Source organism: Devosia sp. LjRoot3 (genome assembly GCF_964252865.1).
Taxonomy (GTDB): Bacteria; Pseudomonadota; Alphaproteobacteria; order Rhizobiales; family Devosiaceae; genus Devosia.
Window position 1 is genome coordinate 295701 of record NZ_CAXUPK020000003.1, and the last position, 14343, is coordinate 310043.

The 14343-nt window shown below is 63.0% G+C and carries 19 protein-coding genes; 15 read left to right on the forward strand and 4 right to left on the reverse strand.

Annotation, left to right across the window (positions count from 1 at the left end; genetic code table 11):
• Nucleotides 1-218 precede the first annotated feature (218 nt).
• From ACSQ2A_RS12420 to ACSQ2A_RS12435, 4 genes are all read left to right on the forward strand, one after another.
• The gene (locus ACSQ2A_RS12420; RefSeq protein WP_436072488.1) at nt 219-641 is read left to right on the forward strand and encodes a MarR family winged helix-turn-helix transcriptional regulator; all 423 of its coding nucleotides are present in this window, start codon (nt 219-221) and stop codon (nt 639-641) included.
• A 146-nt stretch (nt 642-787) separates the two neighbouring features.
• Entirely contained in the window at nt 788-1252 is a 465-nt protein-coding gene (locus ACSQ2A_RS12425; RefSeq protein ID WP_436072489.1) for an SH3 domain-containing protein, read from the forward strand.
• 108 nt (nt 1253-1360) lie between these two features.
• Nucleotides 1361-1609: a BrnT family toxin gene (locus ACSQ2A_RS12430; protein WP_436072490.1), complete on the forward strand. Its 249-nt coding sequence runs from the start codon at nt 1361-1363 to the stop codon at nt 1607-1609.
• Nucleotides 1606-1890 (forward strand): BrnA antitoxin family protein, encoded by a 285-nt coding sequence (locus ACSQ2A_RS12435; RefSeq protein WP_436072491.1) that lies wholly within the window; start codon nt 1606-1608, stop codon nt 1888-1890. The genes ACSQ2A_RS12430 and ACSQ2A_RS12435 overlap by 4 nt, the downstream gene beginning before the upstream one ends.
• Before the next feature lie 3 nt (nt 1891-1893).
• On the opposite strand, the gene ACSQ2A_RS12440 is transcribed toward ACSQ2A_RS12435, so the two are convergent.
• The 3 genes from ACSQ2A_RS12440 to ACSQ2A_RS12450 all read right to left on the reverse strand — a co-directional run bounded on the left by ACSQ2A_RS12440 (nt 1894) and on the right by ACSQ2A_RS12450 (nt 3740).
• On the reverse strand, nt 1894-2328 hold the full coding sequence (locus ACSQ2A_RS12440; RefSeq protein ID WP_436072492.1) for a hypothetical protein: 435 nt from the start codon (nt 2326-2328) through the stop codon (nt 1894-1896).
• 63 nt (nt 2329-2391) lie between these two features.
• On the reverse strand, nt 2392-3309 hold the full coding sequence (locus ACSQ2A_RS12445; protein WP_436072493.1) for a DMT family transporter: 918 nt from the start codon (nt 3307-3309) through the stop codon (nt 2392-2394).
• Nucleotides 3310-3431: 122 nt separating this feature from the next.
• Nucleotides 3432-3740 (reverse strand): hypothetical protein, encoded by a 309-nt coding sequence (locus tag ACSQ2A_RS12450; RefSeq protein ID WP_436072494.1) that lies wholly within the window; start codon nt 3738-3740, stop codon nt 3432-3434.
• A 204-nt stretch (nt 3741-3944) separates the two neighbouring features.
• On the opposite strand from ACSQ2A_RS12450, the gene ACSQ2A_RS12455 reads away from it, so the two are divergent.
• The 11 genes from ACSQ2A_RS12455 (at nt 3945) to ACSQ2A_RS12505 (ending at nt 13270) form a co-directional block, all read left to right on the forward strand.
• A complete protein-coding gene (locus ACSQ2A_RS12455; protein ID WP_436072495.1) occupies nt 3945-4730 on the forward strand; it encodes an SDR family oxidoreductase in 786 nt (261 codons plus the stop codon).
• Nucleotides 4727-6619 (forward strand): excinuclease ABC subunit UvrC, encoded by a 1893-nt coding sequence (gene uvrC, locus ACSQ2A_RS12460; protein ID WP_436072496.1) that lies wholly within the window; start codon nt 4727-4729, stop codon nt 6617-6619. The genes ACSQ2A_RS12455 and uvrC overlap by 4 nt, the downstream gene beginning before the upstream one ends.
• 144 nt (nt 6620-6763) lie before the next feature.
• On the forward strand, nt 6764-7129 hold the full coding sequence (locus ACSQ2A_RS12465; protein WP_436072497.1) for a YciI family protein: 366 nt from the start codon (nt 6764-6766) through the stop codon (nt 7127-7129).
• Between the two features lie 82 nt (nt 7130-7211).
• Entirely contained in the window at nt 7212-7715 is a 504-nt protein-coding gene (locus ACSQ2A_RS12470; RefSeq protein ID WP_295412552.1) for a pyridoxamine 5'-phosphate oxidase family protein, read from the forward strand.
• Nucleotides 7716-7816: 101 nt separating this feature from the next.
• Nucleotides 7817-8818, forward strand: coding sequence for an ABC transporter ATP-binding protein (locus tag ACSQ2A_RS12475; RefSeq protein ID WP_436072498.1), 1002 nt, complete (start codon nt 7817-7819; stop codon nt 8816-8818).
• Complete coding sequence (locus ACSQ2A_RS12480) at nt 8815-9612, forward strand: ABC transporter permease (RefSeq protein WP_436072499.1); 798 nt, start codon at nt 8815-8817, stop codon at nt 9610-9612. The genes ACSQ2A_RS12475 and ACSQ2A_RS12480 overlap by 4 nt, the downstream gene beginning before the upstream one ends.
• A gap of 1 nt (nt 9613) precedes the next feature.
• A complete protein-coding gene (locus ACSQ2A_RS12485) occupies nt 9614-10414 on the forward strand; it encodes an ABC transporter permease (protein WP_436072500.1) in 801 nt (266 codons plus the stop codon).
• A gap of 285 nt (nt 10415-10699) precedes the next feature.
• Complete coding sequence (locus ACSQ2A_RS12490; RefSeq protein WP_436072501.1) at nt 10700-11773, forward strand: 3-deoxy-7-phosphoheptulonate synthase; 1074 nt, start codon at nt 10700-10702, stop codon at nt 11771-11773.
• A 116-nt stretch (nt 11774-11889) separates the two neighbouring features.
• Nucleotides 11890-12459 carry a CDP-diacylglycerol--glycerol-3-phosphate 3-phosphatidyltransferase gene (gene pgsA / locus ACSQ2A_RS12495; RefSeq protein ID WP_436072502.1) on the forward strand — a complete coding sequence of 190 codons (570 nt, stop codon included), beginning with the start codon at nt 11890-11892 and terminating at the stop codon, nt 12457-12459.
• Nucleotides 12456-12707, forward strand: a complete 252-nt coding sequence (locus tag ACSQ2A_RS12500; protein ID WP_436072503.1) for a MoaD/ThiS family protein — start codon at nt 12456-12458, stop codon at nt 12705-12707. The genes pgsA and ACSQ2A_RS12500 overlap by 4 nt, the downstream gene beginning before the upstream one ends.
• Before the next feature lie 116 nt (nt 12708-12823).
• A complete protein-coding gene (locus tag ACSQ2A_RS12505; RefSeq protein ID WP_436072504.1) occupies nt 12824-13270 on the forward strand; it encodes a molybdenum cofactor biosynthesis protein MoaE in 447 nt (148 codons plus the stop codon).
• Between the two features lie 180 nt (nt 13271-13450).
• On the opposite strand, the gene ACSQ2A_RS12510 is transcribed toward ACSQ2A_RS12505, so the two are convergent.
• Nucleotides 13451-14341 (reverse strand): branched-chain amino acid aminotransferase, encoded by an 891-nt coding sequence (locus tag ACSQ2A_RS12510; protein WP_436072505.1) that lies wholly within the window; start codon nt 14339-14341, stop codon nt 13451-13453.
• Nucleotides 14342-14343: the final 2 nt, after the last annotated feature.

Genomic DNA, 14343 nt, shown 5'->3' on the forward strand with positions numbered 1-14343 from the left:
GGAACCAATCGACATTCAGGTCAGGCTGACGCGAAAATGATGGCTATCAAGACCCGGAGCGCAGCGTACGTTTGAGTACGTGAGCACCGGGAGCGCAGAAAGCCGTCATTTGCAGACCAGCATCACCTGAATGTCGATTGGTTCTGGTCGTTGCCTGATTAACGATAGGATAGATGCGTCATCGACGCGCAACCGGAGTTCGGACTATTTTCCCGCTCATGGCCAAACCTTCACCCAGTTCCTCGCTCTATCAGCTCATTGCGGCTGGGCAATTGGCGCATAAGGCTTTGCTTGTGCCGCTCAAGGAGCGCGGGCTCGAACCGGGCGACGATGCCATCCTTTTCGAACTCGGCCGCTCCGGCACCACCGAAGAGGACCTGGCCGCCGAACTCGGCCTCCCCTCCGACATGCTGGCGCCCCGCCTCACCCGCCTCATCGAGCGGGATTTGGTCGATCGGCGCGCCGTAGGCCCCGAACTCATTCCCGGCATCGCCCTTACCGAGCGCGGCATTCGCATCCGCAATAGCCTTGCCGATCATTGGGCCCAACTCGAAGAAGCCCTTTTGGGTGAACTCAAGCCCAAGCACCGCAAGCGGTTCGGCAAGATCCTGCGCCGGTTCACCGATCTCCTGCAATTTTGAGTGTTTTGCTGCGCTTGCAGCAACGCGCCGCAGCTTCGCGCATTTCCTGAATCGACGTCTGAAGGCTTCGTTCAGTCTGGGTTCATCCACAATGCGCTTTAGTGGACCCAGGCAAAAAAGCTAACGACAGGGAAAGGAGAACTCCCATGGCTCTTAATCGCAAGCTGATCACTTCCGCGCTTGCCACCCTGGCAGTCCTGGCGACAACCGCTGCGGCCTCTGCCGCGCCTGCAATCGCCACCGGCAATGTCAACGTGCGCTCCGGCCCGGGCGCTGGCTACGCTGTGGTCGATGCGCTGCGTCGCGGCGAACGTGTGGATATCCAATACTGCCGCGGCAGCTGGTGCTTCGTGCAGAAGCGCGGTCCCGATGGTTGGGTTTCGGCCAATTATCTGTCGAGCGGCGGCGGATGGAATGGTGGCTGGGACGACGACTATTACGAACCCGCTCCGCCCCCGCGCCCGCCCCACTGGAACCCGCGCCCGCCGCGTCCGCCTCACTGGAATCCGGAACCCTGGCCGCCGCGTCCTTACCCGACGCCCTATCCGACCCGCCCAGGCGCCAGCTTCTGCTTCAACGGCCCCAACGGCTACTTCTGCGCCGGCAGCTAATTCCGGCCAACAACCGACTACCGAGCGGCCCCTTAACGGGGCCGCTTTTGTATTTTCGGTACACGAATATTCTTGTCGTCAAGAAATTTATCGTGTACGAATATTCTCGTGAACATCACCTTCGATGAACCGAAGCGCCTGAGCAATATCGCCAAGCACGATGGCCTCGACTTCGCTTCACTCACGGTCCAGTTCTTCGAAGCCGCTGCAATCTTCCCCGCGAAGGAAGATCGCCTCCTCGCAATCGGCGAGTTCAGAGGCATCATTATTGCAGTGGTGTTTCAACCTTTGGGCATCGAGGCGCTTGCCGTTATCTCAATGCGCCCGGCCAGCCGAAAGGAAAGGAGCCTTCTATGACAAAGTTCAGTGCCGATCGCCCGCTTACCCCGGCAGAAGAGGCCGAGGTCCAGCGCATGATCGCGTCCGACCCGGACAATCCCGAAATTACTGACGAACAGGCCAGGGGCCGGACGAGCTTTGCCGAAGCCATGAAGCGCGGCAGGGGCCGGCCCAAACTCGACAATGCTCGCCAGGCGGTCACTTTGCGGCTTGATCCAGAGACCATCGCCAGATTTCAGGCCACTGGGGAAGATTGGCGCAGCCGGATGGTGGAAGTACTCGACAAAGCGCGGGTTTGAAGTTCATTCCACCGTCAGCCGCTCGACATCGACGCCATAGCGCTCGAGCGGCGCCCGCGCCTTGCGAACGAGAAATTCGTTGAGCCCATAGGCAACAATGGCACCCACGACCACGGCAATGCCGAAGCCGCGCCAGCCGTCCTGGCTGGCAATGGCAATGGCCGAAAACAGCGTCACCCCGCCCACACCGAGCAGGAACCAGCCGCGCTTCTGGCTCGCCACGCGAAAATTCCGCGCGCCCGCATGCAGCAGATCGCGCAATTCGCTGTCGCTCATGGCGACCAGCTCGGCATTGCGCCTCTCGCGCCGGATCGTCTCGATATAGGCGTCCACGCGCCGCAGGGTCAGCGCCTCGCGCTCCTTGGTCACCTTTCCGCGGGTAAGAAGCGTCCAGCCACCACCGATCAGCAGCAGCACCAAGGCGATTTGTAGCCACATCGGCAAGTCTCCCGAACCATTCTGCATCACATGCCCATTCAAGGGCACGCCTGCAAGTGCAGCCTATTCCTCGCCCACAGGCGTCGCTGCCACGGCTGGAATTCGCTTCTGCCGCTCCCGCGCCATCACCACCAGCCCCGCTGCCACGATGACAGCCGCGCCGATCAGCGAGATCGGATCGATCCACTGCCCGAAAACCACGATGCTGAGCACAATGGCCCAGGGCAGCGAGAAATAGTTGAACGGCTGCAGCACGCTGGCCGGCGCCATGGTCAGCGCATAAACCATCAGGCCATGCCCCGCGCAGGTCGTGAGCATGGTCACGACAACAAGCGCAAAATCCGTCCAGGGCATGGGCTGCCAGAAGAAGATGCCGACCCCGCTCGACATCACCAGCCCCACCAGCGCGCCATAAGCCAGACTGGTCGCCGCGCTGTCGCTGGCCGAAACCTGCCGCGTCAGGACAATGTAAAGCGCATAGGAGGCAGCCGAGGCAATCGCGAAGGCCACGCCCCATTCCAGCGGCACGCCACCCGGCCGAAGAATAATCAACGCCCCCAAAAGCCCCGCCCCCACCGCCGCAAAACGGAAAATGCCGACCTTCTCGCCCAGGATAGGAATCGCAAAAACCGTCACCATCAGCGGATAGACGATGACGATTGCCTGCAATTCACCCAGCGCCACCGTCTGCAGCGCAATGGCGAAGCACCAGATGTCGATCATCAGCAACACGCCGCGCAGGATCTGCCGCCTCGGCATTTTCGAGCGCAGCGCCTCGCGCAGCGGCCCCTGCCGCATCACGATAACAAGCGCGAAGACCGCAAAGCCCCAATAGCGCATCATCGTGATCTGGAACGGCGAATGCTCCTGCACCAGGAGCTTGGCGACCGCGTCCTGAACGCCGAATACCGCAATGGTGGTGAGGGTGAGCGCGATCGCGCGGCCCAGATTATCCGCGCGTGGTTCAAGGGGGGAGGACATGGTCACCGGAGGGAAGAGTGTGGCGCCTCGCAAATATCGGCCTCGCGGGGCGCCGGAACGCTAGCGCAGGAGAGAAGCCAAGTCGACCTTCGGCTCCAGATGAGCCAAAAGTGCCTTCGGCCTCAGCTCTTGGCCGTTGCGGACTTGACGATGCCGGCGATTGCCGTCAGCACGCCACCGCCGACCAGACCGGTCGCGCCCTGTCCTGCCAGTGCACCAAAATCCAGGCCTCCCGTGCCGGCGGCTGCACCCACCAGCGAGTCGAGACCCGGAATCATGCCGGCCAGCCATGTGCCGGCAAGGCCCCCGATAGCACCAACAATAGAATTGCCGGTGGTCCCGAGGTTGAGGTTCTTCGCCAATTGTCCGATGACATTGCCGCCAGCACCGCCAGCGATCAATTGCACCAATAAAGGCACTATGACTTCCATGGTAGTCCCCCTCTTTTTCACGGAAGCTCCAACCTCCGTGTATGAGGACGTTAACTCTCCTCGCGGTGCAGGGAAAGCACAAAGCTACTGCCGGGTTCTGTCATTCAGTTTGAGATAATTGAGCCCGAAGAAGCCTTTGCGCCTCGCTCACCATCGCCACGCCCCGATTGAAGGAAGCGGCCAATCCGGCCTATTGTCCGCCCGATGTCCGAAACGCCCCGAATCTTTCCGAACCGCCCCGGCACAGCCCTCGTCACCGGCGCCAGCACCCGCATCGGCGCCGCCATCGCACGCGCTCTCTCTGGGGCAGGCCATGCCGTCGTCATCCACTACCGCTCGGACGAAACCGGCGCACGTGATCTCGCCACCGAAATCACTGCCCAAGGCGGCCGCGCCGCCACTGTCAAAGCCGATCTTGCCAGCCGCACCGACCGTGCCGACCTCGTCGCCAAGGCCCAAAAGCCCTTCGGCCCGCTGACCATCCTCGTCAACAATGCCTCGGTCTTTCACCCCGACAGTATCAGTGATGTGAACGAGGCTCTCTGGGACGAGCACTTTGCCATCCACGCCGAAGCCCCCATATTTCTCTCGCGCGACTTTGCCGCGCAGCTTCCCGACGGCGTGGAGGGAAACATCATCAACATGATCGACGAGCGGGTTCTCAAACCCAGCCCGGCCTATTTCAGCTACACCCTCTCAAAATCCGTGCTCTGGACCGCCACCCAGACCATGGCCCAGTCTCTCGCGCCCGCCATTCGCGTCAACGCCATCGGCCCCGGCCCCGTCCTGCCGCACAATGGCCAGAGCGAAGAGGATTTTGAGAACAGCGTCAAAACCCTGCCCCTGAAACGCCACGCCGATCCCGAAGCCATCGCGCAGGGCGTTCTCGCCATTCTCTCCATGCCCGCCTTCACCGGCCAGATGCTCGCCCTCGATGGCGGCAAGCACCTCGATTACCCGAGCCGCCGCGGCCCCACGCCCCGAAAATGACTGACACCGACACGACACCCGCCCCCATTCCCGCCGGCCCCGAAGTCATCAAGAACTTCGTCCGCACCCTGCCCTCGGCGCCGGGCGTCTATCGCATGCTCGATGAAAACGGTGAGGTCATCTATGTCGGCAAGGCGCGCTCGCTAAAGTCGCGCGTTACCAATTACACCCGCCCCGAAGGCCTCTCCGTGCGCATCCAGCGCATGATCATGGCCACCGTCTCGATGGAGTTCGTGCGCACCGAGACGGAGGCCGAGGCCCTCCTCCTCGAAGCCAATCTCATCAAGCGCCTGAAACCGCGCTTCAATGTCCTCCTCCGCGACGACAAGAGCTTTCCCTACATCCTGATCGCCACCGATCACGAAGCCCCCGAACTCACCAAGCACCGCGGCTCCCGCCGCCGTCCCGGCCACTACTTTGGGCCCTTCGCCTCCGCCGTCGCCGTCAGCCGCACCATTGCAAGTCTGCAAAAGGCCTTCCTGCTGCGCAATTGCTCCGACAGCTTTTACGCCGCCAGAACAAGGCCTTGCCTGCAATTTCAAATCAAGCGCTGCGCCGCACCCTGCACGCGCGAGATCAGCCTCGAAGCCTATGGCGAACTGGTCGAAGACGCGCGCCTCTTCCTCACCGGTAAATCCCAGACCGTCAGGGACCACCTGCAAACGGACATGGCCAGCGCCGCCGAAAACCTCGATTTCGAGCGCGCCGCCCTGCTCCGCGACCGCCTCTCCGCCCTCGCCCACATCCAGTCCCAGGGCGACGCCACCGCCAAATCCGTTGAAGAAGCCGACGTCTTCGCCATTCACCACGAAGGCGGCCAGTTCTGCGTGCAGGTCTTCTTCTTCCGCGCCTTCCAGAATTGGGGCAACCACGCCTTCCGTCCCAAGGCCGACGACTCGCTCTCTGACGCCGAAGTGCTCGAAGCCTTCATCGGCCAGTTCTACGAAGACCGCACCCCGCCGCGCCTCGTGCTCCTCAGCCACGAAATGTCAGAGCCGGACGTCCTCGAAGAAGCCCTGCGCACCCGCGCCGGCTACAAGGTTCGCATCGAAACACCCCAGCGCGGCGAAAAGCGCGACCTCGTCAACCATGCGCTCCAAAACGCCCGCGAAGCCCTCGGCCGCCAGCTCGCCGAAGGCGCCTCCCACCGCGCGCTCCTCGAAGGCGTCGGCGAAATCTTCGGCTTGGAGGAAACCCCGCGCCGTATCGAAGTCTACGACAACTCCCACATCTCCGGCACCAATGCCGTGGGCGGCATGATCGTCGCTGGCGAGGAAGGCTTTTCCAAAAAGCACTACCGGACCTTCAATATCAAATCGACCGACATCACCCCCGGCGACGACTTTGGCATGATGCGCGAAGTCCTCACCCGCCGCTTCACCCGTCTTGCCGCCGAAAGCGAAACGGACGCCGAAGACGAGCAGACCGGCATGCCCGATTGGCCCGATGTCGTCTTCATCGACGGCGGCGCCGGCCAGCTCAATGCGGTCAAGGAAGTCATCGCCGAACTGAACCTGCCCAAAGAGGTCACCTTCATCGGCATCGCCAAGGGCGAAGAGCGCGACGCGGGCCGCGAAAAGTTCTTCATGGAAGGCAAGGACGCCTTCATGCTCCCCCACCGCGACCCGGTCCTTTACTACGTCCAGCGCCTCCGCGACGAAGCCCACCGCTTCGCCATCGGCACCCACCGCGCAAGACGCAAGAAAGACGTGGTGAAAAACCCGCTCGACGAAATCGAAGGCATCGGCCCCACCAGAAAGCGCGCCCTCCTCAACCATTTTGGCTCCGCCAAGGCCGTCGCAAGGGCGAGTCTCATGGACCTCGAATCCGTCCCGAGCATTTCCAAAGCCATGGCCCAGCTGGTCTACGACCACTTTAATCGGACCTGACCTACGCATAACCTCGGTGACAAAACCCCATTAGACCTCACCCTGAGACGCGAAGCGTAGCGTAGCCTCGAAGGGCGAGGGCGTACCCCTGTCGAAATCCCCCACCCCCACTCGTCGCACCAGCAACCCACTCCGGAGCGTCCGATGAAATTCCTCACCATGGTCACCACCCTCAACCCGGCCGAAGCCGGTTCCCCTCCACCCTCCCTGATGCAGGCTATCGCCCAGCTCGGCATGGAAGCCGGCGCCCGCATGACCGAAAATGGCGGCATGTCCCACACCGCCACCGTGACTATCCGCAAGGGCGCCCTCACCACCGACGGCCCCTTCGCCGAGGCCAAGGAAGTCGTCGGCGGCTTCGCTGTTTATGAACTTCCCTCCGAAGCCGAAGCCCTCGCCTGGACCGAGCGTTTCATGGACCTCCACCGCCAGCATTGGCCCGCCTGGGACGGCGAAGTCGTCATCCGCCAGCTCCACTATTTCGATCCCTCGCCCTGCGCCGCCGAATGATGTGATCGGCGGGAGGCCCGTTCACCGGCAACCTCCCCCGCATCCGCCCGTTCGTCTCCCAGCCCCTTCAAGGAGACGAACCATGACCGAAGAGAACAACAACATCCTCCCGCCCGGCGAAGCCCTCGACCGCATCTGGGAGCTGGCCGAAAAGATCGACATCTGCATGCTGACCACCTGGGACGGCAAACAGCAGCGCAGCCGTCCCATGTCTGCCCGCGTCCATCGCGAGGAAAACGCCATCTACTTCCTCACCGATCTCGAAGGCCACAAGCTCACCGAGATCGAGCACTTTCCGCACGTCTCCCTCGCCTGGGCCGACAATGGCGGCCACAAATACGTTGTCATCGCCGGTGAAGCCGAAGCGCTGAACGACCGCGCCAAAATCGCCGATCTCTGGGAGAGCTTTGACAAGGCCTGGTGGGACGATGCGAGCGATCCGCAGATCCGCCTCCTCCGCGTCACCCCGGAAGATGGCGAGGTCTGGGACAGCCCCAACATGCTGGTCGCCACCGCAAAAATGCTGGTCGCTGCCGCCACTGGCGCCAAGCCCAATATGGGCGACACCGCCAAGGTGCGCATGTAGCGCCCTTTCGGCCCGCGGCTCTCTCCGCGGGCCCAATTCTTCTATCCCCTTCCCACGCCCCGAGAATCGGTTAGCTTGCCCTGCCTCTGGGGAGGGGAAACATGGCTATCATCGCGGCATCAGGCGTCGAAAAAATCTTCCGCCAGCCCAAGCGCCAGGCCGGTTTCGGCGGCGCCATTCGCGGCCTCTTCTCGCAAGAATTCACCGAAGTGCGCGCTGTCGACGGTATCTCCTTCGAGATTCAGCCCGGCGAGGCCGTCGGCTATCTCGGCCCCAATGGCGCCGGCAAATCCACCATGATCAAGATGATGACCGGCATCCTGGTCCCCACGACCGGCACGGTGGAAGTCCTCGGTCGCGAGCCCCATAGCCACCGCATTACCAATGCCGCCGAAATCGGCGTCGTCTTCGGCCAGCGCAGCCAGCTCTGGTGGGACCTGCCCGTGCGCGACAGTTTCGATCTCAACCGCCACATCTATGACATCCCGGCGCCGCGTTTCGCCGACAACCTCGCGCGCCTCACCACCATGCTCGACATGGCCTTCTATATCGACCGCCCGGTCCGCCAGCTCAGCCTCGGCCAGCGCATGCGCGCCGAAATCGCCATGGCGCTGCTGCACGATCCCAAAATCCTCTTCCTCGACGAACCCACCATCGGCCTCGATGTCGTCGCCAAGGACGTGGTCCGAAAGTTCCTCGCCGAGGTCAATCGCAACAGCGGCACCACCATCATCCTCACCACCCACGACCTCGTGGACATCGAGGAAATCTGCCCGCGCCTCATCATGGTCGACGATGGCAAACTGCTCTTCGACGGCGAACTGAAACGCCTGCGTACCGCCCTAGGCTCCCGCCGCCGCCTGAAGCTCGAATTCGGCACCGACCCCGGCCCCATCACGCTCAAGACGGCTCAACTCGTCACCGACGAAGGCCTCGCCAAACATTTCCTCCTCGAAAACGAGCAGACCTCCATCCTCGATGTCCTCACCGAACTCGGCTCAGGCCACGACCTCACCGACATAAAGCTCGAAGAGCCCGACATCGAGGAAGTGATCCGCACCTTCTACCAGAACAAGCCGACCCTGGCCGGAGCCCGGCCATGAGGGCCGCCGCGTACCCCGCCTTCGCGCTCACGGCCTTCCAGTCGCGCCTTGTCTATCGCAATCAGGTCTGGGCCAGCGCCTTCGGCGATCTCGTCAGCATTTTTGCCCGCGTCGCCATCTGGACCGCCCTTTTTGCCGGCGCGAGCCAGGTTGAGGGCATCACCCTGCCCGAGATGGTCACCTATTCCCTCCTCGCCGGCCCCCTGCTCTATTGGGAATATTCGCGCGTCCTCTACGACGTCGGCGACGCCGTGCGCACCGGCGACGTGGCGGTCTTCCTCCTGAAGCCGCTGCACTATCCGTCCTATCTGCTCAGCACCCATTTCGGCCATTTCGCCTTCGAATGCGTCGCCATCGTCCTGCCGGTGGCCCTCATCGTCGGCTTCACCGTCGGCCTCCTCCCTCCAGCCAGCCCTTTCCACGGCCTGATGTTCTTCGCCTATTGGGCCGTGTCCTGGCTGATCCTCTTCACCCTCGCCTGCCTCTGCGGCCTCCTTGCCTTCTGGCTGCTCACCGCCTTCTCGCTCGAATGGTTCCTCATGGCGATCATGTCGCTCTTCTCCGGCGCCATCATCCCCCTCTGGTTCCTGCCCGCACCGCTCGCCACCGCCTTCGGCTACATGCCCTTCGCCTGGATCAGCTACTACCCATCCGCTGTCTATCTCGGAAAACTCGACGTCGCCGCCACCTGGACCCATCTCGGCATCGGCATCGTCTGGCTCGCCGTCCTGACTGCCGCCGTGCTCGCGCTCTGGGCCAAGGCACGTCACCGCCTCATCGTGCAGGGAGGTTGAAATGTCCCGCTCCCTCGCCGTCATCCCCCATCTCGTTCGGATGTATGTGCGCACCCGCATGGAATATCGCGGCGCCATGCTGCTCGCCTGGTTCGCCCAGGCCCTGAGCTACGCCGCCACCTATACGGCCATCGCCCTCCTGCTTCTCCGCTTCGGCAATCTCGGCGGCTGGGACTGGAGCGAAATGGCCCTCCTGCTCTCTTTCCACCTCCTCGCCTATTCTATCGGCGCGTCCCTCAGCTTCACCCAGTTCCGCAACATCGAGGAACAAGTTCGGCTGGGCACCTTCGATGCAGTGCTCATCAAGCCCGTTAGTCCCTGGGTCTACCTCGTCTTTTCCGGCCTCAATATCGGCTATGCCGGCCACATCATCCTCGCCGTCGGCCTCATGGCCTGGGCCGTCACTCAGGTCGCCGTCGATTGGTCCGTGCTCACGGCGCTCTATTTCCTCGCCAGCCTCATCAGCGCCGCCATGGTCACCGCCGCCATCATGACCATGATCGGCGCCACGGCCCTCGTCTGGGTACGCTCAAAACACCTGTTCTCCATCTTCTTCGGCTTCTGGGAATTGGCGCGCTATCCGCTCAATATCTTCCCGGTGCCCCTGCAAATCCTGATGCTGACCGTGGCCCCGCTCGGCTTCCTCGCCTTCGTCCCGGTCGCCGTCACCCTTGGCAAACCAGTCCCTCTCCTCGGCGATTGGGCCCTCCTCGGCTCCCTCGCCGCCGGCCCTTTGGCAGTCACCCTCGGCGCCCTCCACTGGCGCCACTGCATCCGCAACTACCAGGGCGCGGGCGGGTAGGTCGGTCCACGCTCGGTGCCACTCCTCCCCCTGCCAGGGGGAGGTTGGGTGGGGGTTACCCCCTCCTAAAGTCGGGACTCGACAAGCTCCGACTCCTCCGCTAGCTTCCACGCCATGATCAACGCAGCGACCTTTTTTTGGTATTTTAGCTATCCGCTCCCGGCGGAGGCTATTGCGCGCGCGTTCTGATCCCGACACGACCAGACCCAAATCGCAAGCCAGCCGCCCGACTTTCGAGGCGGCTTTTTTATTGGCCCCTCGACCAAAATCTCCGAGGACCACCAAATGCTCAAATCCACCGACGACCTTCGCATCACCGAAATCAAACCGCTGACCACGCCCATCGAGGTCATGCGCCAGCATCCGCGCACCGACGCCGCCACCCGCACCGTCATCGCCGCCCGCCACGATTTCCATAATATTCTTACGGGCCAGGACGATCGCCTGGCCGTCATCGTCGGCCCCTGCTCCATCCACGATCCCAAGGCGGCCATGGACTATGCCAACCGCCTCGTCGCCCTGCGCGAAACCCTCGGCGACCGTCTCGAAATCATCATGCGCGTCTACTTCGAAAAGCCCCGCACCACCGTGGGCTGGAAGGGGCTGATCAACGACCCCGATCTCGACGGCAGCTTCAACATCACCCAAGGGCTGCACACCGCCCGCACCCTGCTGCTCGACGTCGCCAATCTCGGTCTCCCCGCCGCCTGCGAATTCCTCGACATGACGACCCCGCAATACATTGCCGACCTCGTCTCCTGGGCAGCCATCGGCGCCCGCACGACCGAGTCGCAGATCCACCGCGAACTGGCCTCCGGCCTCTCCTGCCCCGTCGGCTTCAAGAACGGCACCGATGGCAACGTGAAGATCGCGCTCGACGCCGTCCTCTCCGCCTCGCACCCGCACCATTTCCTCGCCGTCACCAAGGACGGCCGCTCCGCCATCGCCGCGACGACGGGCAATGAAGATTGCCACATCATCCTCCGCGGCGGCAAAACCACCAATTACGACGCAGCCAGCGTCGAGGCCGCCGCCCAGGCCGCAATCAAGTCCGGCCTCAACCCGGCTATCATGATCGACGCCAGCCACGCCAATTCCTCGAAAAACCCAGAAAACCAGCCCCTGGTCCTCGCCGATATCGGCACCCAGCTCGCCGCCGGCGACAAGCGCATCATCGGCGTCATGATCGAATCCAACCTCGTCGCCGGCCGCCAGGACCTCGTCCCCGGCCAGGAACTGACCTACGGCCAGTCCATCACCGACGGCTGCATCGATTGGGACACCACCGTCACCACCCTCAACGCCCTGGCCGAATCCGTCGAAAAGCGCCGCGCCGCCACCAATCAGGCTGTCGCCTGATCTCTCGCCGCGCGCCGAACAGCACCTCCCCCTTGATGGGGGAGGTTGGGTGGGGGTGATCGGCAAGAGCGAAGCCCACTCTTGACCCCCCGCCCCCATTCCTGTTCTGTCCCCCCATGGCCAGAAACCCGCTCACGCTCGTCCCGAATATCATCACCATCGCCCGCATCGCGGCGATCATCCCGATCGTCTATCTGGTGATGGACGGCGACCTGACCCTGCGCATCATCGCCCTGGTTCTCTACGTCGTGGCCGCCGCCAGCGATTGGGTCGATGGCTTCCTCGCCCGCGCCTGGAATCAATATTCCGACCTCGGCCGCATGCTGGACCCCATCGCCGACAAGCTCCTCGTCGGCATCCTCATCGCCGCCCTCGCGTGGGACGGCAGCTTTTCCGGCTGGGACATGATCCCCGTCAGCGCCATCCTCTTCCGCGAATTCTTCGTCTCGGGCCTGCGCGAATTCCTCGGCAACACCGCCGTGGTCCTCCCCGTCAGCCAGCTCGCCAAGTGGAAGACCACCATCCAGCTCGTCGCTTTGGCCGTGGTCCTCGTCGAACCTCTCGTTCCCGGCCTGCGCCTCATCTCCGATCTGATCCTCTGGGCCGCTGGCGCCATCACCCTCTGGACCGGCTGGAACTACCTCCGCGCCTCCTGGCCGCACCTCGTCGGCACCACCGCGAAATGAAAATCCTCTACTTCGCCTGGCTCCGCGAGCGCCTCAACCGCGCCAGCGACGACGTCTCCCCGCCCGCCGAAGTCAAAACCCTGGCCGACCTCATCACCTGGCTCCGCGCCAATGACGAAGCTCTCGACCTCGCCATGGCGAACCCAAAACAATTCAAGCTCTCGAAAAACGCCCGCATCGTCCCCTGGGAAACCCCCATCGCCGATGCCGACACCATAGCCATCCTCCCGCCCATGACCGGTGGCTAACCCACGGTGTCATTCCCGCGAAAGCGGGAATCCATGTTTGATCCCGAGATCGCCGCTTTCGCGGGGATGACGTGGTGATAGTTTGAAAGCTAGAAGGGCCGGACGAGCGGAACGAAATGATCATCATCTCAAATTCCCCCTTCGACCCCGGCACCCTCCTCACCGAGTTCCAGGCCAACCACCCCGAAGCCGGCGCCGCCGTCACCTTCACCGGCATGGTCCGCTCCACCCCGGACCACCCGATCACCGCCCTCATCCTCGAATGCTACCCCGAGCTCGCCCAAAACGAGATCGCCACCATTCGCGACGCCGCCATCGCCCGCTTCAACCTCATCGACGCCGCGGTCCTCCACCGCTACGGCCGCCTGATCCCCGGCGAACCGATCATGCAGGTCGTCACCCTCGCCTCCCACCGCCAAGCCGCCTTCGACGGCGCCCAATACCTGATGGACTACCTGAAAACCGACGCCCCCTTCTGGAAGCAGGAAGAGACGGCAGCGGGTACTGAATGGGTAGAGGCCAAGGCGGCAGACGACTCAGCCAGAGATCGCTGGACCAAGTAAGGCCCCCTCACCCGTCACGCCATTCCCTTCGCCATCCACCGTGTCATCCCCGCGAAAGCGGGGATCTCTGTTTTGCCCAAGAACAAATGAGATTCCCGCTTTCGCGGGAATGACGCGGCGGTCGAGAAACAAAAAAGCCGGGCATCACTGCCCGGCCTCTCAAACTCAAATCAGCGAAAATTACTCCGCCGCCGCCCGCTTCGGCTGCACCGCTGCCGAATACGCGTCAATCAGCGTCCGGCAACCTTCGCCAGGGGTAAACTTGTAGTCCCCAATCAGCGAAACCGGCGTCACTTCCGCGGCGGTCCCCGTCAGGAAGCACTCGTCAAACTGGCTCAGCTCTTCCGGCATGATATGCCGTTCGGTCACCGTAAAGCCATTCTCCTTGGCCAGCGCGATCAGCGTCTGCCGGGTCAACCCGTTGAGGAAGCAATCCGGCGTCGGCGTCGTGATGTCCTTGCCCTTGATGAAGAACACGTTGGCGCCCGTGGCTTCAGCCACATAGCCGCGATAGTCCAGCATCAGCGCATCGGCAAAGCCGTTCGCCATGGCGTGATCCTTGGAGAGCGTGCAGATCATATAAAGACCCGCAGCCTTGGCCGAAGACGGAATGGTCTCCGGGCTCGGGCGCTTCCACTTGCTCCACTCAAGACGAATGCCCTTGAGCTTTTCCTCGACCGAGAAATAGCTCGGCCAGACCCATGCGGCGATCGCCACGTGCACCTTGTTGTTGCGCGCCGGCACAGACAGCTCTTCCGAACCGCGCCAGGCCACAGGCCGCACATAGGCATCGACCAGCCCGTTCTTGTCGAGCACGAGGCGCTTGGCAGCCTCGATCTCGTCGACCGAATAGGGGAAGGGCATATCGAGAGTCGCGGCCGAACGGATCAGGCGTTCAGTGTGCTCGCGCGACTTGAAGATTTCGCCGCCATAGGCGCGTTCGCCTTCAAATACCGAGCTGGCATAGTGAAGCCCGTGCGTCAGTACGTGAATCTTCGCGTCCTTCCACGGTTTGAGTTCGCCGTCGAACCAAATCCAGCCATCGCGCTGGTCCATGGGCACGCCTGCCATGA